23 protein-coding genes are annotated in these 25,028 nt (G+C 44.0%); 2 read left to right on the top strand and 21 right to left on the bottom strand.

Annotated elements, in window-relative coordinates:
- Positions 1 to 98: 98 nt before the first annotated feature.
- The 6 genes from ACSSTM_RS05425 to proG form a co-directional block, all read right to left on the bottom strand.
- Complete coding sequence (locus tag ACSSTM_RS05425; protein ID WP_437404014.1) at positions 99 to 1,721, bottom strand: peptide ABC transporter substrate-binding protein; 1,623 nt, start codon at positions 1,719 to 1,721, stop codon at positions 99 to 101.
- Positions 1,721 to 2,731, bottom strand: a complete 1,011-nt coding sequence (locus tag ACSSTM_RS05430) for an ABC transporter ATP-binding protein (RefSeq protein WP_034663040.1) — start codon at positions 2,729 to 2,731, stop codon at positions 1,721 to 1,723. Before ACSSTM_RS05430 ends, ACSSTM_RS05425 begins: the two co-directional genes overlap by 1 nt.
- 7 nt (positions 2,732 to 2,738) lie before the next feature.
- Positions 2,739 to 3,701: an ABC transporter permease gene (locus tag ACSSTM_RS05435; protein ID WP_044138912.1), complete on the bottom strand. Its 963-nt coding sequence runs from the start codon at positions 3,699 to 3,701 to the stop codon at positions 2,739 to 2,741.
- Positions 3,698 to 4,633, bottom strand: a complete 936-nt coding sequence (locus tag ACSSTM_RS05440) for an ABC transporter permease (RefSeq protein WP_034663045.1) — start codon at positions 4,631 to 4,633, stop codon at positions 3,698 to 3,700. Before ACSSTM_RS05440 ends, ACSSTM_RS05435 begins: the two co-directional genes overlap by 4 nt.
- A gap of 18 nt (positions 4,634 to 4,651) precedes the next feature.
- Entirely contained in the window at positions 4,652 to 5,476 is an 825-nt protein-coding gene (locus ACSSTM_RS05445; RefSeq protein ID WP_034663049.1) for a M55 family metallopeptidase, read from the bottom strand.
- A gap of 189 nt (positions 5,477 to 5,665) precedes the next feature.
- Entirely contained in the window at positions 5,666 to 6,490 is an 825-nt protein-coding gene (proG, locus tag ACSSTM_RS05450; RefSeq protein WP_034663051.1) for a pyrroline-5-carboxylate reductase ProG, read from the bottom strand.
- Between the two features lie 167 nt (positions 6,491 to 6,657).
- Here proG and ACSSTM_RS05455 point away from each other — a divergent pair, with 167 nt between their 5' ends.
- A complete protein-coding gene (locus ACSSTM_RS05455) occupies positions 6,658 to 7,974 on the top strand; it encodes a S1C family serine protease (RefSeq protein WP_034663053.1) in 1,317 nt (438 codons plus the stop codon).
- A gap of 230 nt (positions 7,975 to 8,204) precedes the next feature.
- On the opposite strand, the gene ACSSTM_RS05460 is transcribed toward ACSSTM_RS05455, so the two are convergent.
- Positions 8,205 to 9,161, bottom strand: a complete 957-nt coding sequence (locus ACSSTM_RS05460; protein WP_034663055.1) for a ring-cleaving dioxygenase — start codon at positions 9,159 to 9,161, stop codon at positions 8,205 to 8,207.
- A 329-nt stretch (positions 9,162 to 9,490) separates the two neighbouring features.
- Between ACSSTM_RS05460 and ACSSTM_RS05465 the strand changes: the two genes are divergently transcribed.
- Entirely contained in the window at positions 9,491 to 10,816 is a 1,326-nt protein-coding gene (locus tag ACSSTM_RS05465) for an APC family permease (protein ID WP_034663056.1), read from the top strand.
- Between the two features lie 174 nt (positions 10,817 to 10,990).
- On the opposite strand, the gene ACSSTM_RS05470 is transcribed toward ACSSTM_RS05465, so the two are convergent.
- From ACSSTM_RS05470 to ggt, 14 genes are all read right to left on the bottom strand, one after another.
- Complete coding sequence (locus ACSSTM_RS05470; protein WP_008358910.1) at positions 10,991 to 11,320, bottom strand: hypothetical protein; 330 nt, start codon at positions 11,318 to 11,320, stop codon at positions 10,991 to 10,993.
- A 63-nt stretch (positions 11,321 to 11,383) separates the two neighbouring features.
- Positions 11,384 to 12,340, bottom strand: a complete 957-nt coding sequence (locus ACSSTM_RS05475; protein ID WP_034663059.1) for a sugar-binding transcriptional regulator — start codon at positions 12,338 to 12,340, stop codon at positions 11,384 to 11,386.
- Positions 12,341 to 12,433: 93 nt separating this feature from the next.
- Entirely contained in the window at positions 12,434 to 13,219 is a 786-nt protein-coding gene (locus ACSSTM_RS05480; RefSeq protein ID WP_268496406.1) for an SDR family NAD(P)-dependent oxidoreductase, read from the bottom strand.
- Positions 13,197 to 13,898, bottom strand: a complete 702-nt coding sequence (locus ACSSTM_RS05485) for an SDR family NAD(P)-dependent oxidoreductase (protein ID WP_437404015.1) — start codon at positions 13,896 to 13,898, stop codon at positions 13,197 to 13,199. Before ACSSTM_RS05485 ends, ACSSTM_RS05480 begins: the two co-directional genes overlap by 23 nt.
- Positions 13,899 to 13,923: 25 nt before the next feature.
- Positions 13,924 to 15,306 (bottom strand): dihydrolipoyl dehydrogenase, encoded by a 1,383-nt coding sequence (gene lpdA, locus ACSSTM_RS05490; protein WP_268496358.1) that lies wholly within the window; start codon positions 15,304 to 15,306, stop codon positions 13,924 to 13,926.
- 12 nt (positions 15,307 to 15,318) lie between these two features.
- Entirely contained in the window at positions 15,319 to 16,641 is a 1,323-nt protein-coding gene (locus tag ACSSTM_RS05495; RefSeq protein WP_106037832.1) for a dihydrolipoamide acetyltransferase family protein, read from the bottom strand.
- 17 nt (positions 16,642 to 16,658) lie between these two features.
- On the bottom strand, positions 16,659 to 17,639 hold the full coding sequence (locus tag ACSSTM_RS05500) for an alpha-ketoacid dehydrogenase subunit beta (RefSeq protein WP_034620051.1): 981 nt from the start codon (positions 17,637 to 17,639) through the stop codon (positions 16,659 to 16,661).
- A 31-nt stretch (positions 17,640 to 17,670) separates the two neighbouring features.
- On the bottom strand, positions 17,671 to 18,654 hold the full coding sequence (locus ACSSTM_RS05505) for a thiamine pyrophosphate-dependent dehydrogenase E1 component subunit alpha (RefSeq protein WP_437404017.1): 984 nt from the start codon (positions 18,652 to 18,654) through the stop codon (positions 17,671 to 17,673).
- A 182-nt stretch (positions 18,655 to 18,836) separates the two neighbouring features.
- A complete protein-coding gene (locus tag ACSSTM_RS05510) occupies positions 18,837 to 19,868 on the bottom strand; it encodes an alcohol dehydrogenase catalytic domain-containing protein (protein WP_437404018.1) in 1,032 nt (343 codons plus the stop codon).
- Positions 19,865 to 20,311: a hypothetical protein gene (locus tag ACSSTM_RS05515; protein ID WP_003211419.1), complete on the bottom strand. Its 447-nt coding sequence runs from the start codon at positions 20,309 to 20,311 to the stop codon at positions 19,865 to 19,867. Before ACSSTM_RS05515 ends, ACSSTM_RS05510 begins: the two co-directional genes overlap by 4 nt.
- A gap of 61 nt (positions 20,312 to 20,372) precedes the next feature.
- Entirely contained in the window at positions 20,373 to 20,651 is a 279-nt protein-coding gene (locus ACSSTM_RS05520; protein WP_003212259.1) for a PTS sugar transporter subunit IIB, read from the bottom strand.
- A 19-nt stretch (positions 20,652 to 20,670) separates the two neighbouring features.
- Positions 20,671 to 22,044, bottom strand: a complete 1,374-nt coding sequence (locus ACSSTM_RS05525) for a PTS galactitol transporter subunit IIC (RefSeq protein WP_095285043.1) — start codon at positions 22,042 to 22,044, stop codon at positions 20,671 to 20,673.
- A gap of 54 nt (positions 22,045 to 22,098) precedes the next feature.
- On the bottom strand, positions 22,099 to 22,566 hold the full coding sequence (locus ACSSTM_RS05530) for a PTS sugar transporter subunit IIA (RefSeq protein ID WP_095285042.1): 468 nt from the start codon (positions 22,564 to 22,566) through the stop codon (positions 22,099 to 22,101).
- A 496-nt stretch (positions 22,567 to 23,062) separates the two neighbouring features.
- On the bottom strand, positions 23,063 to 24,814 hold the full coding sequence (gene ggt / locus ACSSTM_RS05535) for a gamma-glutamyltransferase (protein ID WP_106037834.1): 1,752 nt from the start codon (positions 24,812 to 24,814) through the stop codon (positions 23,063 to 23,065).
- Between the last annotated feature and the right edge of the window lie 214 nt (positions 24,815 to 25,028).

Genomic DNA, 25,028 nt, shown 5'->3' on the forward strand with positions numbered 1-25,028 from the left:
TTTCTCTTTGTTTCTTTCAATCTATGGGCTTCTGCTTCATAACATGAACGAATAAAGGAACAGACGCTTTTATCTAAAAGCGTCTTTTGATCCTAATATCACTCTCCATCTACCTGTGCCCATTTCAAATCGATATACCCAACGGGGTGGCGGACAATTCCCTTCACGCCTTCTTTTTGTAAATGGACTTGGTTATAAAAATGAATCGGAATGATCGGTGCTTCTTCAATGAGAAGTGCCTCTGCACCATGAAGGATGCTGTTTCTCTTTTGTTCGTCTGCTTCCTGGCTCGCTTTTTTGATCAGCTGATCATAGGTGTCATTAGACCATCCTGTCCGGTTCATGGCATTCCCTGTTTGGAAGCTCTCTAGGAAGTTGATCGGATCTGCATAGTCTGCTAAAAATGAACTTTGTGAGAATTGGAATTTCAGCGCCTTTTGATCATCTGCAAATACATTGGCTTCCATGTTTGCAAGCTTCACATCTACACCTAACGCTTCTTTCAGCTGCTGCTGGATGGCTTCCGCTTTTTTCTTGTTCTCAGGCTTTGTACTATATGTTAATGTGACGGCTGGCAGTTTCGAATAGTTCTCTTCTTTCAGCCCTTTTTCTAATAGCTTCGCAGCTTCACTCTTATCATTCTTCACAAGATCACCGCCAGCTTCTCTGAAATCCTCACCCTTTGAATCTAGGATGCCTGGCGAGACGAAAGCGCGTGCTGGCTTCTCTTCATTTTTCGTCACATAATCCACAATATCTTGCGGGTTGATCGCCATTTGAAAAGCTTTGCGAATGTTCTTATTTTGAAATGGTTCCATGTTCACATTCAGACGATAAAAGAACAATCCAGCCTGGTCTTCAATTTGTACATCTTTATTTTTCAGCAGATTTTCACTTTGCTCTGCTGGAACAAAGGCAGTATCTAAATCTCCTGATTGATACATTTGATAGTCTGTGTTTCGATCACTGATCATCAGCCACTTCACCTGATCCAGCTTGACTGTTTTTTTGTCCCAATACGTCTCACTTTTTTCCATTGTGAAGCTCTCATCATGCTTCCACTCTGTCAGCTTGAACGGTCCATTTCCGACAAAGGTTTTGGCGTCTTTTGCCCAGTTTGGATCCTTCTTAGCTACCTGTTCATTGACTGGGAAAAAGGCAGGGTTTGCGGTCATATTTAAGAACGATTTCTGCGGATAAGCCAGTGTGACCTTAAGCGTTTTGTCATTTACAGCACTGACTTTCACGTCTTCTTTCTTGCCTTTTCCACTGTTAAATGCCTCTCCGCCTTCAATCATGTACGCTAAGAACGATGCAGAAGAGCCTGTTTTCGGATCAAGCAGCCGTTTCCACGCATATTCAAAATCACTCGCTTTCACTGGATCACCATTTGACCACTTGATGCCATCTCTTAAATGAAACGTGTACGTTTTTCCATCCTCTGATATCTCCCATTTTTCCGCCATTGCAGGAGATGGTTCGTGCTTTTCATTCAGTCTTGTTAACCCCTCCATTAAGTTATTGAGTCCTTGCCACGATACATTATTAAAACCAATCGGCGGATCAAACGACGTCGGTTCATTTTCGTTATTTAAGGTTAACACTTTCTTTTCACCTTTATTGCTTGATGATCCTTTCCCTGCTTGCTCATTGGCTGTACATCCTGCGAGCAGCATGATCGTGAACAAACATACACTGATGATCCACCCTTTTTTTCTCATCAAAAACTCCCCCTTTGTGTTGAAGATAAAACCGTTTGATTCGCTCGCTCATCTTGGAGCCAGCAATGCACTGTATGGGTAGGTGACCGCTGCGTTTCATGCGGCATGATATGATCACACACCTTCATGGCGGCCGGGCAGCGATCTGTATAAGGACAGCCCTTTGGCGGAGCAAATAGATCAGGCGGGCTTCCTTCAATTGGAATGAGTTCATCTTTCATATCAAGTCTTGGAACGGATTGCAGAAGTCCTTTTGTATAAGGATGCTGCGGACTGTAAAAAATATCTCGCCTCGTTCCGACCTCCACCATTTTCCCCCCGTACATGACCGCCACTCGGTCTGCGACTTGGGCGACGACCCCTAAATCATGTGTGATTAAAATAATGGTGACACCTGTTTTTCTCTGAATCTCTTTAAACAGCTCTAATATTTGTGCCTGTATGGTCACATCCAGCGCGGTCGTCGGTTCATCTGCGATCAGCACTTTGGGCTCGCAAATCAGTGCCATGGCAATCATGAGCCGCTGCCTCATTCCCCCGCTGAACTGGTGAGGGTATTGCTTTAACCTTTCCTTCGGCTGCGGAATGCCGACCAAATCAAGCATCCGAATGGCGGCTTCTTTCACTTCTTTTTTCGTCAGCTTTTGATGCTCCTTTGCCGCCTCCATGAGCTGGTCGCCTATTGTCAAGGTTGGGTTCAGTGCGGTCATTGGATCTTGGAAAATCATCGAGATATCGACACCTCGTATGGCGCGCATTTCTTTTTCAGATAATGACAGCAAATTGCGGTCTTCGAACCAGATTTCTCCCTGATCGACATGAGCGCTGTATGCCGGCAGCAGTCTCATAATGCTTTGTGAAGTCACACTTTTCCCGCAGCCTGATTCTCCCACAATGGCAAGGGTTTCTTTTTCATATACATCCACATTCACTCCGCGTACCGCTCGAACTGAACCGCCATATGTCCGAAAGCTGACGTGCAGATCGATGATTTGTAGAACTTTTTTCAAAGCGCCATCACCTCTTCATCTTTGGATCAAGCGCATCTTGCAAGCCATCACCTAAATTGTTAAAGCAAAACATCGTGAGTGAAATAAAAAACGCAGGGAAAAATAAACGCCACCAATGTCCGTTATCTGACAGTACTGTCGGCAGCGCATCATTGGCCATCACGCCCCAGCTTGCAAACGGTGCTTGGATGCCTAAACCAAGAAAGCTTAAGAACGCTTCAGCAAATATCGCGGTCGGCACAGTCAAGGTCATCTGAACGATAATCGGCCCCATCGTATTCGGCAGCAGGTTGCGGCGAATGATACGCAGGCTCTTTGCACCAAAGGTTTTTGAGGCAAGGACATATTCCTGGCTTTTCAGCTGAAGAACTTGACCTCTTACGATTCTTGCCATTCCAATCCACCCGGTGACAGTGAGCGCTACAATAATGGTGACAAGCCCTGGCCCCATCAGGACCATTAATAAAATGACAACGAGTAAATAAGGAAGACCGTAGAGCACCTCGACAATTCGCATCATGACATGGTCATATCTCCCGCCCTTATAACCGGCAATCCCTCCATAAATCACGCCGATGGCAAAATCAATAAGGGCTGCCATGACGCCTACGAATAACGAAATACGCGCCCCGTACCATGTACGCGTAAACACATCTCGTCCAAGCTCATCCGTTCCGAACCAGTGAGCAGCTGATGGAGGCAGATTTTGCATCGAGAGACGTTGCTCTGTCACACTATTAGGCGCAAGCAATGGGCCTAATAGCGCCATGATAAAAAGAAAAATCAGTACCGATAGACTAAACATCGCAAGCTTATTTTGCTTCAGCCGTCTCCACGTGTCTGCCCAATACGAAAGAGAGGGTCTTTTAATGGCATGGGCCTCCGTTTTCTTTTGCTCTCTCGGAGAAAACCATTCGTCTGGCACTTCATGATGCGGATTCGGTTGATCCTGCTGTAGGTGTATACTCATGCCTTTCCTCCTTTCTGATGCAGCTGAATCCTTGGATCAAGCAGGCGATACGCCACATCGACAATGAAAAGAAGTGTGATTAAAATAATGCTGTAAAAAACAGTAGTCCCCATGATGACAGGATAATCACGGTTGTTAATACTCTCGACAAAGTATTTTCCCATTCCAGGAATCGCAAATATTTTTTCAATGACAAAACTTCCAGTTAAAATGCTTGCGACAAGTGTCCCAAGAATGGTCACAACAGGCAAAAGCGCATTCCGAAGCGCATGTTTAAATACAATTTTAAAGGGAGAAAGTCCTTTTGCCTTGGCGGTGCGAATATAGTCCTGAGACAGCACTTCAATCATGCTCGATCTTGTTAAACGGGCAATAATAGCCATTGGACCGACAGCAAGAGCGATGGTTGGCAGCACCATATGCATCGGACTTGTCCACATCGCTGTAGGAAAGAGTTTCAAATTCACAGCAAGCTGCTGAATTAATAAGGTAGCAAAGATAAAGTTTGGAATGGATATACCGAAAACAGCAATGGTCATGGCGATATAATCAATCAAGCCATTATGCCGGAGGGCAGCCATGACCCCCAGCAGGATGCCGGAGATGACAGCAATCAATATTGAGATAAGACCAAGTTCTAATGAGACTGGGAAGCCTCTTGCCAATAGATCATTGACACTTTCTGAAGGCTTTTTAATGGAAGGACCAAAATCAAAGGTAACGATGGATTTTAAATAGATGACATATTGAACATACAGTGGTTCATCTAAGTGATAGTAGCTTTCGAGGTTTCGCTGGACGGTTTCGTTTGTATTTCGTTCTTCATTGAAGGGCGATCCTGGGATGACCTTCATTAAAATAAACGTTAAAGTCGTAATCGTTAAGATCGTGGCAATCATCGCAATAAAACGCTTGAGCAAAAAGCTGGTCATCTGCCGTCTCCCCCTCGCTTAACAAAATGTTGTACGTGCGGCAAGCTCTGTCATGACAAGCATCGCTTGGTAGGCTTCTAATATATTCTCTGCTTGATACGTCACCGTTGTTGTTCCTTCTATGAAGGCAGTACCCGGCATTAAATTCGCCCATTCAGCTTGTCCATAATTGGCAAACTCAATCTTCAGCAGCGGCTGATCAGGAGGCGTCAGCGGCTTGATGTGATGAATCTGTTTCATTGCGGCTTCCACTTGCTGCGAGATTTGTTGATTGACTTTGGCAGGCGTGAAACATTTCACAGCAGACCTTGATATGGTCTCTTTCACTGCTACTGTTTTCACACCAGGCATCAGCTTTTCCGCTTCAAGTGCTGCTTGATCATCTCCGCAAACAAGAATCACCGGCACACCATAGTAGCCTGCAACATACGCATTAAAGCCCATTTCACCAATTGGGTGATCATTTATGTAAAAATGTCTGACACCAAAAATCATACTGTGAGACATCACGCCTTTCATAGATGCCCTCGCATGATAGCCTAAAAAAACAGCAGCGTCATAGGTTTGATCTAATCCTTGCACCATGGAATAAGGCTTGACGTCACCAGATATAAGAGCAGCCTCTTCATGCAGCTCTTCGATCAACAGATTATTCATTTTAGAATGACTGTCATTGACCAAAATATCGGTTGCGCCATGCTGAAGAAGTGCCTCTACACAGGCATTCACTTCACCTGTCATGATCTTTCTGCCCCGTTCATAATTGTGCTGACGGGCATCGACAAATGTATGATCAGCTAGACCAGTAATCCCCTCCATATCGACAGATACATAGAGCTTCATCCCCATCCCCCTTTAATTAAACTTAAAATTTGTGTATATTTTTCTAAATTTTCTAAAAAATTATATGATTACTTGATTGATTTTTCAATACAATGTCTGAAAATAAGGAAATTAGACTCAGATAATACAGGTCAAAAGACTGTATGACAAAGGGTTTTTTTAACAAATAAAACACCACTAACTATGTCTTTAGTGGTGTTTGTCAGCTTCGTTAATCTGTGATTTCAGCTGTTCATATTTCTTCATGGTTTGTGTAAATAGATCATCAAACATCTGAGGTGCCTGCTTTTGAATGACCTCAGCACCTTCACCTGTAATGCCCCCTTTTGTCGCCACTCTATCGACGGTTTCAGCAAAGGTGAGGCCGCGTTCTACAAGGACTTGACCTGTGCCTAAGAGGGCATACGTTAAAAATTCATACGCTTCCTCTAAGGAAAGCTCACTATTTCTCACAGCCGCTCTCGCCATTTCTTCAAAAAGAGCAGCGATAAAACCAGGAGAAGAGCTCGTCAAATTACTCGCCGCATCAAACCGGTCTTCCTCTACTTCACGGACGATGCTAAAAGCTGAAAGGAGACGGTGCAAACGCGCCTTTTCTTCCTGACCTGCGGTTTCACCATGCGCAACGAGGGATACGCCCGTTCCAACAGCTGACGTGAGCGTTGGGATGTATCTCGAAACTGGTTGAGTCGTATGCTTTGATAACTTGTCTAACGTCACAGCCGCGGCTACTGACACAATATGTACCGATTTGGCTGCTGAAGGCAGTTGATCGAGCACATCAAGTACAGCAAGCGGCGGCACGCAGACAAAAAGTACATCACATAAGGCAGAAAGTTCGTCTAATGAGCAGATATTTATTTCTTGATGCTTGTCTTTGAGCTGATGCAAGCGGTCCGTTTCACTTCTTGTATGGATCATGATTTGATGGGCATTGAGTACCTCTTTTTCCAGCCATTTTTGCACCATCATATCAGCCATGCTTCCATATCCAATCATTCCAATTGTCTCCACAGTTTAATCTCCTCTATTTTGCTTAGATTCACTACTTATTTTAACAATTTCCCACAATGTTTTCATTTTTATCCCACACTTTTTTCTTACGATATAGTCAGTATCCACCACTTAAGGTAAACCCCATCGAACCATACATGAAAAATTGAAGAAAGAGAGTGATTCGAATGACACATCACAAAAATGAAAAACACCCTTCTCATGAACTTCAAACAATTGAACAGCCACAAAAACAAAAGAAAAAGCCCAGTGGCTGGTTTAAGCCATTCGTCAGTGGCATTGTGGGTGGTACGCTAGCATTAGGTGTCTACATCCTTACGCCATATGCCCAGCACGCATCAGACAACACAGCAAACAATTCAGCAGCAAAAACAGAAGCTGTATCGACAAATGATACAAGTGCCAAATCGTCAAAAACAACCGCCGTCCAAACATCACATTCATCAAGCAGCATCTCAAGCATGGTCGAAGATGTATCGCCAGCCATTGTCGGCATTACAAACTATCAAGCGCAAAGTCAAACAGACATGAGCTTTGGCGATTTCAATACACCTTTTGATGAGTCACAGCAAAATAAAAGCAGTCAAGAGGAAAAAACAGGTACAGGCTCAGGAGTGATTTTCAAACAATCCGGAAGTAAAGCCTATGTCTTAACAAACAACCACGTCATTGAAGGGGCAAATAAACTAACGGTCTCCTTGCACGATGGCAAAACCGTTGAAGGTAAATTAGTCGGAGCTGACCCGCTGACTGACCTAGCAGTTGTAGAAATTAGCAGCAATCATGTAACGAAGGTCGCGGCATTAGGCGATTCCTCCTCGCTGCGTGCTGGGGAAACCGTCATCGCAATTGGAAACCCGCTTGGTGAAGATCTATCAAGAACCGTGACACAAGGAATTGTCAGCGGTGTCGACCGATCAGTCTCTATGAACACATCAGCAGGCGAAAGCAGCATTAATGTCATTCAAACAGATGCAGCTATTAACCCAGGAAACAGCGGCGGCCCGCTTCTTACGACAAATGGAAAGGTTGTGGGGATCACGAGTATGAAAATTTCTGAAACAGGTGTTGAAGGCATTGGATTCGCGCTTCCAATCAATGATGTCAAACCAATCGCCGATCAGCTTCTCGCAAAAGGAAAGATTGAGCGTCCATATATCGGCATCAGCATGCTGGATCTCGAACAAGTCCCGGACGTGTATCAGAAAGAAACACTCGGGCTCAAAAATAGTCAGCTCGATAAAGGTGTGTACGTCAAAGAAATCGCCGCAGGCTCACCTGCTGCTAAAGCTGGCTTTAAGTCAGAGGATGTCATTACCGCCATCGATGGGAAACAAATCAAAACCGGAAGTGAATTACGTCATGAGCTATACACGAATACAAAAGTAGGAGACACCGTGAGCATCACACTCATTCGAAACGGAAAAGAAGAAACAAAGAAGGTTACATTAATACAATCTGAATCTAAGCAGGTAAGTTCCTAAAGCAAAAAGCAGCTCATCATGAGCTGCCCAGATTGTTGACAAAGGGCTAAAATCATCTTGATTTTAGCCCTTTGTCTTCTTTTCAGCGTGATAGAAAACCTTTGCAGTCTAGGAAAGTGCGAGCACCGGAACGGAGCGAATTGAACATTCGTGAGTACCGGAGCACAGCCCTGACAAAGAATGCGAGGGTTTGTCTACACGCTGAGCAGCTCATGAATGAGCTGCTTTTTTTATGATGACTGAATTGGCGTTAATCTTTGTTCTATTTCTGCTCGTTTGTGCTCTAGAAATGGCGGAAGGGCTAATTGATCACCAAGCTCATCTACCCCTTCATCGACTGTAAACCCAGGGCCGTCTGTTGAAATTTCAAATAAAATACCATTCGGTTCTCTAAAGTAAAGGGCTTTAAAGTAGAATCGTTCCACAACACCAGAGTTCGTGAAGCCTGCTTTTGATATTTTGTCATACCATTTTTCCAGCTCATCTGCATCTTCCACGCGAAAAGCTACGTGATGCACACTTCCTCTGCCGGAACGCTCAGAAGGTCCTTCAGCTTTTTCGATCACATGAATTTCTGTTCCAGCACCGCCATTTCCTGACTCAAAAATGGTCACGATCTCACCATCATTTGATTGTTCACGCGCTCTTTCAGTGAAGCCAAGGATGTCTGTTAAAACACGGATCGTTTTGTCCGCTTCTGCAACGGTTAATTCAACTGGACCCAAACCTCTAATTGCAAACTCTGCCGGAATATCGTCATGCACTGGCGGTGAGCCCGCTTCTTGTGCGTTCGGTTCTACTGTTAAAAATAGCTGCTGCCCTTCTGGATCTTGAAAACGCAAGGCAGGTCTTCCGCCTCTCAAGGAAGCCGTTTCTTGCTGCACACCTGTCTCATCAAACCGCTTTTCCCAAAATGAAAGTGCTTCCTCAGAAGAAACGAGAAGGCCTGTGCTTGTGATGGCGTTTGTTCCTTTCAAACGACGGGCAAGCATTGGAATTTCAAAGAAGGTGAGCTCCGTACCCGGTGAAGCAACCTCATCTCCATAAAACAAATGATACATAGATGGATCATCCTGATTGACAGTTTTCTTTACAAGTTTTAAGCCAAGAATCTGGCGGTAGAAATCAACATTTTTTTGAGCATTGGCTGTTAATGCAGATACGTGGTGAATCCCATTGATTTTCATTACGTTCACTCCTATTTCAAAATATCTCGAATTCAAGATAATATCCTTATGAATAAAATAGGTCATTTTTCAAGAAAAGTCAACCATTTGGCTGCACGTTTACTGGACGTTCGGTTTCTGGCGATTAAATTAACATTAAATCGTAAATATTCTTTTATTGTTCGTTTTTAACGCAACATTCACCCTGATATCTCCAATAAACGAACACTTTTAAATACAAATACGAAAATCAGAAAATTTTTTTAATTCTTGTTTTCCTAAAATCGTATTACAATGAACAAAATACATGTCACAGTAACGTACGAAAGTGATGCAGGAGGTCGTGTGTAATGAACAAAGAACAACCAGCGTTAAAACAGGACATCGGCTTATTTTTTGCCCTATCTCTTGTCATCGGGACCATTATCGGGTCCGGCGTCTTTATGAAGCCAGGCAACGTCCTTTCCTATTCAGGAAGCTCAGACATCGCCTTATTTGCTTGGCTGCTAGGTGGAATTTTAACCCTTGCAGGCGGACTGACTGTTGCTGAAATTGGTACACAAATCCCTCGGACTGGCGGATTGTATGCCTATCTTGAAGAAGTGTATGGTGAATTTTGGGGCTACTTATGCGGCTGGGTGCAGATTATCATTTACGGACCTGCCATCATTGGAGCGCTCGGTCTTTATTTTGGTTCATTATTAGCCAATTTATTTTCTCTTTCTTCTTTATGGTCGACAACAATTGGCATTATCACTGTTTTATTTTTATGTTTGATCAATATTATGGGAACGAAATACGGCGGTTTTGTACAAGGGCTGACCACCATCGGAAAGCTTGTCCCGATTGCCGCTATTATTGTGTTTGGCTTATGGAAAGGAAACGAAAATATCTTTATGGCTGTCAACGAGAGTATCGCTCAAATGAACTTCGGTGCAGCGATTTTGGCTACGTTGTTTGCCTATGATGGCTGGATATTGCTTGCAGCACTTGGCGGTGAAATGAAAAACCCAGAGAAGCTGCTTCCTCGTGCAATGGCAGGCGGGATTTTAATCGTCACGGCTTGTTATCTCTTTATTAATGTCGCTCTTTTGCACGTGTTACCAGCAGATCAAATCGTCCAGCTAGGTGAAAATGCGACAAGTACTGCTGCGACAATGCTCTTTGGACCAATCGGCGGTAAGATCATTAGTATCGGAATCATCATTAGTATCTTTGGCTGTTTGAACGGAAAGGTTCTTTCATTCCCACGTGTGATTTTCGCGATGGCTGAACGAAAGCAAATTCCTTTCGCAAACGCGATTTCGCGTATTCACCCTACCTTCAAAACACCTTGGATTGCTGTATTTGTGCAAATTTTGATCGCCATTGTGTTTATGATCGTCAGTAATCCAGAAAAGCTGTCAGAGGTTTCGATCTTCATGATCTACATCTTTTATGTCATGGCCTTTTTCGCAGTCTTTAAGCTGAGAAAACAAAATAGCGGAATGGAGCGTGCTTATAGCGTACCACTTTACCCGCTCACACCGATCGTTGCGATTATCGGTTCTTTATTCGTCTTAATCAGCACCATGATCACCGACTGGAAAAGCTGTCTAATCTCCATGCTGATCGGGATTGCTGGACTGCCTATTTATTATTATATGAAAAAAGCACAAAAAAAAGCAGAGCGCTAAACAGTGCTCTGCTTTTTTTCCTTCTTCTCAGCGTGATAGAAAACCTTTGCAGCCCTAGGAAGGACGAGTACCGGAGCGGAGCGAATTTGACATTCGTGAGCACCGGCGCGCAGAACTGACAAAGAATGCGAGGGTTTATCTACACGCTGAAGCAGAGCGCTAAACAGCGCTCTGCTATTTTTTATATTGCTTGATCACTTTGTATGATTCGTTTAAATATCTCATGAGCCGGTATGGCTTACTAAGCACGCGGATTGGGAGTCTTGATATAAACCCATTCAAATTCGCCTTATATTCCTGCGTCATCCGCTTCGGCTTTGTCGCAATTTTTTCGTATACTTCTTTGTAAAATTCCTTCATGATGTCGACTTGCACACTGATCTTCTGATGACACTCTGTACACTCAACGCTTTTCATCTGATCATTCACATAAACGATGCTGTGGAGGGTCTCTTCTTGGCACCGAGTACAATGTAGGTTTGCTTCCATTTCGGTTTTCTTCAAGATACACAGCTCCTTTCTCGTTTGATGTTGCTCTTTTTATACAATTCGATTGCTAGCAGCCGTTTATTGGACGGAAGCTTCCTTTAAAATGGCTGCCGCCGTTAGTTCGTCTGTCACCAGCACTTGAATGAAGCCGCCATTTAAAGCCCCTAAAATACTTTCAGCTTTATGGGTTCCTTCTACAACAGCGATGACCGTTTTGACACTCTTTAACTGCTCCAGTGATAAACCAATGACCTTTTGGTTCAGTTCATCTTGGACAGGTTTGCCTTGACCGTCAAAGAAACGAAAGCCAATATCACCAACAGCCCCTGATTGCCTTAAACCAGATAAATCCTCTTCTTTTAAGTAACCAACTGTTTTTAACGTTGAACCTTTATGCGGGTTGCCAATACCGATGAGGGCAATATCTACATTTCTACCTTCTTCAAGCACAGCTTCTATATCCTGCATTGCCATAAGCCGTTCTTTTAATTCTTCTGTTTCTAAAATCGCCGGGGCATATAAATAGGAACACGTGCCATTCATTTTCTTTGCCAGCTCATATGCCAGCTGATTGGCATGAATGTCGACTGCCTGCCTGCCCATTCCGCCCTCTAATGGAATGACCTTCACATCGTTTCTTCGCTCAAACGGGTATTCCTTTACAAGCTCAGCCAGTGTGGTTCCCCATGAAATGCCGATTTTCTCCGCATCTTTCATGTTTTTAGATAGATAATAGGCGCCTGCTTGACCGACTGCCCGTTTCACCATCTCAGACATTGTCCCGACACTTGGGACAACGACAGCATCTGTTAATTGAAATGTTGTTTCTAGCTGCTTTTCCAGCTCCACCGTATGAATACTTTCGTCTTTAATGTACACCTCAACGATTCCCACATCTTTTGCTTTTTGTAAGAGCTTTGAAATGACTGGTCTTGAGACATTGAGCTTTTTTGCGATTTCCTGCTGCGTCCACCCGTCTGTATAATAAAGATGAGCAACTTTGACGAGCTGTCGTCTTTCTTCCCAATTCAGCATGTGACATCATCCTTTTAATATACTATGATTCCCAGTATACCAAACATTCGTTTCTAATTGGAACAATTGTTACGAAAATGACAAAAAGAGCGATTACCTCTCCGCTCTTTTTCCCTCCGTATATTTTGGCTGATACGTTCTCCCGCCGTCTAGCAGGATAATTTGTCCGTGCAAATAGCTTCCCTCGTCACTTGTAAGAAATAAAGTGAGTCCTGCGATATCGTCTGGTCTTCCTAATCTCCCGACAGGAATGAGCGATTGCAGCTGCTTTTTCTCCTCCTCAGTAGGATAGAGCGTATCAAGCATTTGAGATTCAATCACACGGGGTGCAATCACATTGATACGCACTTGGTGTGCCCCTAATTCCTTTACAAGCGAACGCATCAGGCCAAAAGCACCTGCTTTTGAGGCGTAATACTGAATACCGCCGCCTGAGCCAGTTATAGCAGATCCTGATCCAATCATGACAATGCTTCCTTCTTGCCGCTCACATATATAAGGTGCCGACGCTTTGATGCAATAGTAAAGACCATACAAGTTCACAGAAAGTGTCTTTTTCCAAAGTGAAAAATCAACTTCTAAAAAAGGAAGTGATTTTGTCATCCCTGCTGAATACACAAGATGAGCAATGCCGCCGAGCTCCCTTTCAGCTGCTGAGATCATCTGCTGAACACTTTCCCACGATGAAACGTCAGCTTGAAATGTCAGCAGCTGAGAATGCTGTTTTTTTAAAAGCGAAAGTCCCTGTTCATCTATATCGGACACAGCGACTCTGTGCCCTTCTTTTAAAAATCGCTCGGCAATTTCCTTTCCAATCCCTTGGGCACCACCAACGATGAGAACTGGTTTTTGATCATTAGCCAGCACTCTCACCCCCATCAAGCATAATCGCTGCACCATCTGTAAAAGCGCCATATGATGTACTTAAAAAGACCGTCATATGGGCCACAGTCTCCTTGATTTGCTCTGTGTCAGGAACCAAATGGAGAGGAGGCGGCAATAGGGCGAGCACACGGATACCTTTGTCTTTAAATTCTCGCGCCAGCCCTTTTGTCATGGCATTCAGCATAGAATTCGATGTAGCATGTGAGATCCCGCCATCACCTGTGATACTGCCTGATGATGATATATTAATAATACAGCCTTGCTTCTGGTCCACCATGTGCCATACGGCGGCTTGACTGGAAAGAAAGACAGTATTCACAGCTGATTCCACTTCGTCCACCCATTTATCAGGATGAGCGGCATCAAGCTCCGCTTCTGCTCCTTGCGCTGCTTGATTGACCAAAATATCTAGTTTCCCGCTTGTATCGATCACTTGCCTCAGCATGCGCGTGGCATCACGCGGCGTTTCTAGCGGGTTCATGATGATACTCGCCTGACCGCCCATTTTTTGAATGTCTTCATAAATGGATCTAGCCTTTGATTCATCATAAAATGTGTGTAAAAAAACATGTGCACCTGCCCGGGCTAAAGCCAGGCAGATGGCTTCTCCAAATCCATCTGTGCTACCTGTCACAAGTGCCGCTTTCTGATGAAGCTGGACGTGCACATGCATCTCCTCCCTATCCCTTGTTTGGCATTTATTTTCTCAGCTTACTCACGATATCAAGAGCTGCTTCATAAAAACCTTCTGAGATGGTCGGATGCGGATGAATCATTTTCGCCATCTCTTCTGCTGTTCCTTCTAAATACATAAAGGAGGAAGCTTCTGAAATCATCTCTGTGACGTGCGGACCAACCATCGTTGCACCGATCACTTCACCATATGCTGTATCGTACACCAATTTAATAAAGCCTGATTGAACACCTGCCGCTAACGCTTTACCGCTTGCCGCTAAATCAAATCGTTCTGTTTGTACGCTGAGCCCTTTGGCTTTTGCCTCTTTCTCTGTAAGACCGACACTTGCTACCTCTGGTAATGTATAAATACATCTAGGCATAATATCAGCATTCATTTTTTCAGGCACGCCGCAAATATTGCTGACCGCAACAGCAGCCTCTGCCATCGCCGCATGAGCCAGCTGATAGCCGCCAGCGACATCCCCAACTGCATATACACCCTCAGCACTTGTCTGCATCTGATCATTCACCTTGATAAACAGACCATCCAGTTGAAGATCAAGCTGGCTAACAGCTGATACATTCGGTCTTCTTCCAACGCAGACAAGCAGTCTTTCCGCCGTAAAGATGTGTGTCTCCCCTTTATCATCTGTTGCATGAACCGCTTTGACTCCTTCGCTTTCCGTCAACTCTGTCACAGTGGTTTTCTTCGCGATATGGATGCCCTTTTTCTTCAATTCTCTTTCTAGCAGCTTAGATGCTTCTTCATCCTCTTGCGGAATAATGGACGGTGCTGCTTCAATAATGGTGACTTTTGATTGAAGACTCTGGAAAATACAAGCCAGCTCAAGCCCAATGACACCTCCGCCAATAATGACGACAGAAGCTGGGATATCTGAGATGTCAAAGATCGTATCACTTGTATCAAATTGAATGTCTCTAAGCCCCGGTATTGGCGGAATGGCCGGTGTAGATCCGGTGGCAATGATCAGTTCTTTCGTTTCAATCCATTCTGATCCATCTTGTTTTTCAATCTCAATCCGATGCTTTGTCACAGCTGTGCCTCTGCCGTTATACACATCAATCTTTCCTTGCTTTAATAAAAAGGCGATTCCGCCTCTGAGCTTTTCAATGACGTCATCTTTGCGCTTTCTCATTTTATCGAAGGAAAGGATCATGTCACCTGTTTCGATTCCCCAGCTTTTCGCCTTTTCAATGGATTCAATCACTTCTGCATGTTTCAGCAGGGTCTTTGAAGGGATACAGCCTCGATTTAAACAAGTACCGCCTAAAAAATCCTCTTCAATCAAAGCAACCTTCCGTCCGCGCTCAGCTGCTTGAAGGGCGGCAGTATACCCGCCAGGCCCTCCGCCAATGACTGTCAGATCATACGTTTTCGTCATCCGATTCATCTCCTACATTAGCAATTCAAATGGTTGTTCAAGCACTTTCTTAAGGTCTGTTAAAAAGGCAGCCGCTGGTGCGCCATCTACGACTCGGTGATCAAACGATAAACTGACCCCCATCATTGGCCGCACCTGAATTTCTCCATCCACTGCAACAGGTTTATCTTGAATCCGTCCTACACCTAAAATCGCCGCTTCCGGCTGATTAATGATCGGGGTAAAGGTATCAATGGCATACATGCCTAAGTTACTAATCGTAAAAGTGGACCCTTTCAACTGGTCAGGAAGCAGTTTTTGATCGCGTGCGTTTCGGCCAATTTCTTTCGCTTCTTTTGTCAGTTGTTTTAATCCTTTTTGATTCGCATGAGAAATGACTGGTACCATCAAGCCGTCTTTCACTGCAACAGCAAGACCAATGTGTACATCCTCATGGAAATGGAGCTCATTTTGTTCAAATGTCATATTGATCTGCGGGTGGCGCGTGAGTACATGGCTGACCGCAAGAATGATGATTTCTGTAAACGACAATCGGTAGCCTGTCTCTTTTTCAATCGCTGGCAGTAGCTGCTGACGCACTTCTTTTGCTTTCGTCATATCAATTTCACTTGTTAATGTGACGTGCGGTGCTGTAAAGGCACTTTGTGACATGCGATCAGCAATCACTTTTCTCATGCCAGCTAGTTTTTGTGTTTTCACAGGCGAAGCCTCTGCTGTTTGTGCTGCTGCTTTTACATCACTCTTCATGATTTTGCCATGAGCGCCAGATCCAGAAACTGCTGCTAAATCAATTCCTTCACGGGCAGCGATTTTTTCTGCAAGCGGTGAGACGCGCTGATCTTTCTCGCTAGAATGAACGACCGCCTCGACATCCCGCTTTTGGACTCTGCCTTTTGGCCCTGTGCCAGATACCTCATGAATCGCCACATGATGATCCTTTGCCGTTTTTCTCGCTGCGGGCGTGGCACGTACTTTTTCATCAGATGTTTTTGGGGCTTCAGTAGAACTGGATGAAGCCGTGTCTGGTGAAGACGATTCGCCGCTTTCTGAGGAATCTTCATCTGCCTGTGCTGGCGGCTCGCTTGGTACCTGTTCATTTGCCTCTCCGATATATCCAATGACAGCATTGACTGGAATTTGATCATCAGCTTCGTAGTATTTCTTTAGAAAAATGCCGTCATCATAGGCTTCCACCTCGATGTTGATCTTGTCTGTCATAATTTCAAAAAGAGGCTCACCGATTTCAACCGAATCTCCTTCTTCTTTAAACCATTGAAGCAAGGTTCCGATCTCCATCGTACTGCTTAACTTCGGCATAAATATCTCTTTTGGCATGATCTTCTCCCCTTTATTTAAGAGCGCACAAGCTCTTTTGCTGCTTCAATAATATCTGGTACTTGTGGAATGACCGCTTTTTCCAGTGTCGGGTTGTATGGTATTGGGACTGCAAGACCGCCAAGTCGTTTAATCGGCGCATCTAAGTAGTCAAACGCTTCACTTTCCGCTATCATACTTGCAATCTCTCCACCGTAGCCGCCTCGTTTGACCGCCTCATGAACCACGATACATTTACCTGTTTTCTTCACAGATTCGATTATGGTTTCTTCATCTAATGGGACGAGTGTTCTTGGATCAATGATTTCAACATCGATTCCCTCTGCTTCTAGTTCCTTCGCCGCTTCTAACGCTTTGTGTACCATAATCGCTGTTGCTACAATCGTGACGTCCTTCCCGCTTCTTTTCACATCAGCTTTCCCTAAAGGAATCGAATAAGGCTCTTCAGGCACTTCGCCGATTGTTTTATATAAAAGCTTATGCTCGTAGAAAATGACAGGGTTGTCATCATCCATTGCTGCTTTTAAAAGTCCTTTGGCATCATAAGCTGTTGAAGGCTGAACCACCTTTAATCCCGGAATATGAGCCATCCACGCTTCTAAGCTTTGTGAATGCTGCGCTGCGGCACCCGTCCCTGATCCTGCTGGTGTTCTCACAACGAGCGGCACTTTTCCTTTTCCGCCAAACATGTATCGTGTTTTGGCTGCTTGGTTTACAAGCTGATCCATCGCGATTGTAATAAAGTCAGAGAATTGAAGTTCTAAAATCGGACGCATACCGGTCAAAGCCGCTCCGACTGCGCCTCCTGCGATGGCTGCCTCTGAGATCGGTGTATTACGTACACGCTCTGGACCGAATTCTTCAATCATGCCGCGCGTAACCCCAAAAGCGCCGCCATATACGCCGATATCCTCACCTAAAATGAATACATCTTGGTTCTCTCTCATTTCCTGACTCATAGCCTCTCGAACGGCTTCTAAATATGAAATCTCTCTCACTGTTGTTTTTGTCACGTGATTCCCCTCCTAATTAGGCGTATACATCCTCTAATAGTGTATCGATTGACGGTTCTTTACTGTTTTTGGCGAATTCAACAGACGCTTCAATTTCCTGTTTCGCTTCTTCCTGTAAAACCGCTGCCTGCTCTTCTGTCAAAACATTCAGTTCAATCAAGAGAGACTTAAAGCGTTTGATTCCATCTTTTTGTCTCCACTCTGTTTCTTCTTCACGTGTACGGTATTTTTTCGCATCACTCTTAGAGTGACCCTTCCAGCGATACGTTTTCATTTCAATAAGTGATGGACCTTCTCCAGCTCTTGCGCGGCTGACTGCTTCATCTACTGTGTTCATAATCTCGACCATGTCATTTCCATCAATCGATTTCCCTGGTATTCCGTAGCTTTCTGCTCTTGTTGAAATGTCTTCAATGTTGATCATTTCTTTTACAGGACCAGACATACCGTACTGGTTGTTTTCACAAATGAATACAACAGGCAGATCCCAAATGGATGCAAGATTTAGCGCTTCGTGAAAGCTGCCTTCATTTGTCGCTCCATCTCCGAAGAAACAAAGAACGACAAAGCCTTCCTGTTTCATTTTAGATGTGAGCGCTGCACCTGTTGCCAGCGGGATACCGCCGCCAACGATTCCATTTGCGCCAAGGTTCCCTTTTTCTAAATCAGCGATATGCATCGAGCCGCCTTTTCCTTTACAATAGCCAGTCTCACGTCCGAATAGTTCTGCCATCATTTTATTGACCTCTGCACCTTTTGCAATACAGTGACCATGTCCACGGTGTGTGCTGACGATCTTATCTTCATTCTTTAATACGGCAATCGATCCAACAGCTGACACTTCCTGTCCGACACATAAGTGAGTGGTTCCATGGATAAGTCCTTTGGCAAAGAATTGATCGACCTTTTCATCAAAATATCTCACCAACCACATTTGTTTATATAAATCCGCTAATCTCTCATGACTAATCTGTCCAGGCAAAGTGATTTGTTTTTGCATTTATTCTCTCCCCTTTACATTTGTTCTTATGTGTTACATTTGTAATTATCATACGTTTAAGTATCATTGAAGTCAAGCATTTCTCTTTCATTTTTAAGCGTTTTCATCTTTTATCAGAAAAAAAGAGAAAGGCAAAGCCCTTTTCTAAAGAACTTCTCTTTCTCTTCCAATCTCTTACGTTCTCATTCATCTGGATACATCATGATTTTGACACTCTCACCTTCAGGGTGCCTTGCGCATTCTATCGCCTGAAGGAGCTGACTTAACGGATAACGGTGCGTCACCATCTTTTCTGTGTTGACTACTTTTGCCCTTAGAAGTTCAAGGGCTTCACGATAGTGATAAGGATGCGAGGAATAGGCTCCTACGACTTTCACTTCATCATGGAAAAACCGATCAGCCGGAATGGAGACGTCTCCCTTTGGAAAATGAGCAAACACTAAAATCGTTCCACCTCTCGCTACCGCTTGAAACGCTTCTTTTAAAAGCGCACTGCTCCCAACAGATATCATGACGAGGTCTGCTCCCTTTCCATTTGTTTCTCTCATGACCCGGTCTTCCACCGGCTCAGAGGCTGGATGAAAAGCAACATCTGCACCTAAATTTCTCGCTTGCAGCAGCCGGTTCTCATTCACATCCGTTATCATCACTTTCCCAGCCAAGTAATGTTTGGCGAGCTGTAGTTGGATACAGCCAATTTGCCCTGCTCCAAGGATCAGCACAGAATCTCTTGGATGAACAGGTGCTCGTTCAAACCCGTGGAGGCAGCAGGCGACTGGCTCCACCATTGCCCCTTGCTCATATGAGACGTCCTTCGGGAGCTTGCCCATTGTGTGCTTGACATGCAATGCAGGTACGCGGATATACTCTGAAAACCCGCCTGGCTCTACATTAGTGGCTGCAAACTGCGGACACATTGTATAAAATCCCTTTTGACAAAAGTCACAGGTAAAGCAAGGCACATGGTGCGCAACATAAACCCTGTCTCCCGTTCGGATATTTGTCACATGCTTTCCGGTTTCAACAATATCACCAGCTATTTCGTGCCCTAGCACCGTTCCAGAGGGTACCGTCTCATGTGTTGCCTTGTAAATATCCGTTCCGCATAAGCCGCAGGCACGCATTCTTAATAGCACTTCATCATCACCAATCGCAGGCCGGTTCCGCTCCTCATACCGAATGTTCTCTGAAGAATAAAAGACAGCTGATTTCATGTAGCTGCATCCTCCTTTTCATCACCCTTCGCAAAATCCTGCAACGTTTGCACAAGCTGCTTGTACTCACTCATCTCACTGGATATCCAGTAACGTCCTCCGAATATGCGCGATGGGCCCACCCTGACATAGACTTTCCCGATATGAGGATATGGCTTGATAAAAAGCTTTCCTTTAATATCAGAGACCGCATATGTGTGCCATCTGCCAAAAGCGCCGATTTTCAGCTTATCTTCACTAATGATGACGTTTGTCGGCTGGTTCAGTCCAGTAATACTAGAAAGCATGAGGATAGGCAGCGTATAAACGCCTAACACAGCTAACGGCTCAGGTCCTGCTGACATTAACGTATAAAGAGACCAGAGGAAAAACAGACAGATGAGCACGGCTGGAAGAAAAATAGACAACACTGCAGACGTTCGGCTATAAGCATGATGCTGCATGAGACGTCCTCCTTTCAGGTAAATGGAAGGAGCCGCGAAAGCTCCTCAATGGAATGAGTGTTTACTTAATATGATCGATGATTTTTTCAATATCATCTTCAATGCCAAATCCGGTTAAAAAGGATAATGTTTGAATCACAGGCGTTCCTTTCGTATCACTCACTGGCGTGGTCGTCACGATTAAATCGGCGCCCTCCGCTTTTTGCGGGACTTCAGATGCCTTACACTGTTCCACCACAACATCATATCCTTTTTCCTTTAACGTCTCTTCAACCTTTTTTGCAACAACCGTTGAAGTTGCAACCGCCGTTCCGCATGAAACCAATATTTTCTTTGCCATAAGAATCCCTCCAGCTCGTTTATTGTTCTTTCTGATCTAAACCCATTTCTTTCGCATACTGCTTTTTAATATCATTTCGCACCCAGTACCATAGAAGCGCATAAGCCAGAGCACAGATGATGGCTGCAATAAAGTACGGGTTGCTCGGATCAAGAAGTCTCACCATGATCCAAGGAATGACGTGGGAACCAAGGTCAATACCTGAAATCATGTTGGCCCCTTCTGGGAAATCAAAGCCGACTGCTTTCCCCATTGTTGTCGCAAGCGGTGCGAGATTCGTTGCGATAAAGAAGACAATCATCAATGTAAAAATGCTGTTAATAAGACCGCGAATAATATTTCCACGAGCGGCTGCTACTGCCCAAACAACTGTAAATGGAAGAACCGATAAGTCTGCAAACGGGAGCATGCCATTGTAAGGCAGAACGACAGCAAGTAAAATCGTAATCGGCACCATGAGAAGGGCTACCGCCATATTCGCCGGATGACCAATCACAATCGCTGTATCTAAACCAATATAGACATTTTTCCCAGGGAAACGCTTTTGAATATAAGAACGAGCGCCCTCAGAGATTGGAATAAGACCTTCCATTAATAACGCAACCATTCTTGGCATTAGTACAAGAACTGCTGCCATTTGAATACCAAGCGTCATGACGCCTTTCGCATCATAGCCGCCTAGAAGACCAATAATGATACCAAGTATGAGACCCATCACAAGCGGTTCGCCAAAAATGCCAAAACGTTTCTTCAATGTTTCTGGATCAGCATGAATTTTGTTTAAGCCAGGGATCTTGTCAATGATACGGTTGGACGCATACATAAGCGGCGCGAAGTTGACCGTTTCAGCATGAGCCATCGATACGCCTTTTAATCCAAAATGGTGTTCGATTGTCGGTGCCGTCCAATCGGCTAATTTAAGCGTGATAGCAGAGACGATTAAACCAACAGCAAGGGCCAAGAACATATTATGATAAGCGTAGTAAGTCACAGAGGCTGCGAAAATCAAATGCCAGAAGTTCCAAATATCCACATTCAGCGTTTTCGTAAAGTTAACGGACAATAAGATGACATTTAACAAAAGCACAAGAGGAATCATCAAAGGGGCAACGGGTGTACCAAAGGATATAGCAGCTCCAATCGGCCATCCAACATCCAAAATATCGAGCTTTAGCCCAAGGGAATTAACCATGGCTTTTGCTGCTGGCCCAAGGCCGCTCACAAGCAAATTAATGACAAGATTGACACCGACAAAGCCAATGCCGATCGTAATACCGGCTCGGAAGGATTTCTTAAAGCCTTGCCTTAAAATCATACCGAAAATCGTCATAATAATCGGGAGCATAATAGTTGGCCCAAGGTCTAATATAAAATCGACAGCTTGCTTGATCATACATCCACCTCCTGGATTTTTCAGATAAAACGCTTACATTTTTTTTGTGAAAGGCTATTGGTTTAATTCTTGCTCAAGCACGTCAACCGCTTCTTCATACGATGTCATGTGAGACAGCCTCGTCATCACTTCTTCTTTTCTAAAAAGTGTCATGAGCTTCTCTAACATCACGAGCTGCTTACTAGGTTCAGAGATTGCTAGGACGAACACAATTTTGGCTAGCACAGTTTCATCAGGGCTCCCCATCTTGTGAAACATAACAGGTTCCTTTAAAGTGGCTACACTAATCGCAGGTTTGTTCACATGCTCAGGATCTGTATGTGGAATCGCTACCCCAAAGGTCGCCAGTGGAAGGCCTGTAGGATATGTTTTTTCTCTTTCAAGCACGGCAGGTAAAAAGCTCGATTTAATGTATCCTCCCGCTTCTAATCGTTCTGCTAAATATGTGGTCACCTCCTCTCTCGAAGATGCATCGTACTGCAGCTTGATCAGCTGTTCATCTAACTCAAACAAGTTGTTCAAACAACCACCCCTTTCATTTGGCATAAATATGAACACATGTAACAAAAAGAAAGAACATTTTGGAATAAAACCTCATATAAAGCGCTTACAATTACACATCCTAAAAAATGTTCAATGTTGTTACCTTTGTAAAGATATTATAATATTCGAAATTATAAGTCAATGTTCCTAAGAAAAATCTTTTAAAAAAAGATGATGTCTTTGCTTCATCTTTCTTCAAATCTGCTCTACTTCTTATTAAATGTGACTTCCTCTCTCTAAAAGCTCATGTACTTGCTCTTTGATGTCAGCAACAACCTTGTCATTCATACGCAAAAAAAGCCCTTAGCCATTGAAATACATCACAGTCCTGTACTTCAAATGGCCAAGAGCCTTCGGTTGTCTGATCAACTATGTATGATTCAAACTATTCTCAGTTTTCTACTCTGTTTTCCTTATATTTAGACAAAAAAGAAACGCCATCCTCAAGAGGCGCTTCTTTTCCCGGGAAATGTTCTTAATCGGCAGAGAGTTTTAAATTGACGCCAACAGCAGTCCCGTTTCTCGAGGAGTCAGCCACTCCAGTAAAGGTTCCTGCTTTTCGATCAATGAGTAGAGCTTGAACATTTCCTATATCAATAGGCGAGCTGCCAAAACGATGCCCCATATCATTAAGCTTTGTTCTCACATCGAGAGGGACACCTACTTCATAACGATAAGAAGTTGGGCTGTTTGTATAAATCCTTGGTTCTTCAACTGCATCCTGAAGCTCCATGTCATATTCAAGCAAATTCAATATGGTTTGTGAAACAGAAGCAATGATGGTCGTTCCTCCCGGTGAACCTACTGTCATGACAGGCTCGTTATCTTTAAATATGATGGTCGGTGTCATACTGGATAATGGACGTTTATTCGGCTGAACTTCATTTGCTCCGCCAGGTCTTGCATCAAAATCTGTTAGTTCATTGTTTAAGAAAAATCCATATTCCGGGACGAGAATCCCTGTACCAAATAACTGTTCAATGGTTGTTGTGAATGACACAACATTTCCCCACTGATCGGCAACAGTAAAATGTGTGGTCTCACCAATGGTTTTATCTTCTGGCTGCGGGACAATAGGGGATGGGGTTTTTTCATCCTCATACGCCCATGGATCTCCTTCTTTCGGGTTACGATTCATTTGATCTAATTCAATAAGAGAGGCTCTTTCTGAAATGTAATCATCGTCTAATAGTCCTTTTAGTGGAACATCTACGAATTCGGGGTCGCCGGCATATGCAGCACGGTCAGCATAGGAGAGATGCATCGTTTCAGCAAGCAGCTGATATTTTTCGAATGATTTGGGGTCATATTGAGATAGGTTAAAGTGATCAAGTATTTTGAGCATTTGCAGCATAAACACCCCGCCTGAGCTTGGTGGAGGCATACTTGCAAGCTGATATCCTTTATAGTCTCCCCAGATAGGCTTGTCAGTCTTGACCTCATAACGATCAATGTCATCAGTTGTCATCGTTCCGCCAAAATCTTGGACTGTATTTGCAAGTGCCTTTGCTACTTTTCCTTCATAAAATGCTTTGCTTCCTTTTTTCGCAATGAGCTTAAATGTTTTTGCAAGACCTGGCTGAACTAGGAGGTCCCCTTCTTTGAGCGGCTGATCATCTGGAAGAAAGATTGGCGCTGCGGCCGTTTTTTTCAATTTTCCTTGATGATCATCAATGGCTTTTGCCAGGACAGAATCGATTTCAAATCCATCCTCTGCAAGCTGAATGGAAGGCTTAATCAATTCCTTCATCGAGCGGGTCCCCCACTTATCTAATGCCGCCTCAAGACCTTTTACAGTCCCTGGAACACCAACAGCATTACCGTGTGTGGATCGCTCAGCGAACGGGATGACTTTCCCCTCATCTGTTAAAAACATGTCTGGTGTTGCGCCTTGTGGTGCTCTTTCTCGACTATTGATGATGGATGTTTCTTTAGTCTTCCCATCATAAACCATCATAAATCCTCCGCCGCCAATTCCAGACATCATTGGCTCTGTCACATTCAGTGCGTACTGGATGGCAACAGCAGCGTCAACAGCGTTTCCACCTTTCTTTAAAACATCTGCCCCCACTTCTGATGCGAGCGGATGGGCAGTAGCCACCATGCCATCTTTCCCAACAGCTACTTTATTCCCATGAGTTTCGGTTGCAGTGACCTGACTGACAGGCAGAAAAAACGAGAAAACCAGCAGACATATGGACAAAATAGTTAAAGAAATGCGTTTCATACCCAACACCCCTTCCATATTCTTACTTTGACCATACCGACTTCTTGACCAGAATACAATAGATTATTCTAAAATTTCTAAAATTTTCATTCTATCATCCTATATTCATCAAATATAAAGCGGATTTTCAAAACATATGACATACTTACTCAGTAGGGATAAAGACACTATACTTCCATGTATTTGATTTCACGGTATAATAAACACATCACAA

This window comes from Bacillus sp. RK1064 (assembly GCF_051488405.1).
Lineage (GTDB): Bacteria > Bacillota > Bacilli > Bacillales > Bacillaceae > Bacillus.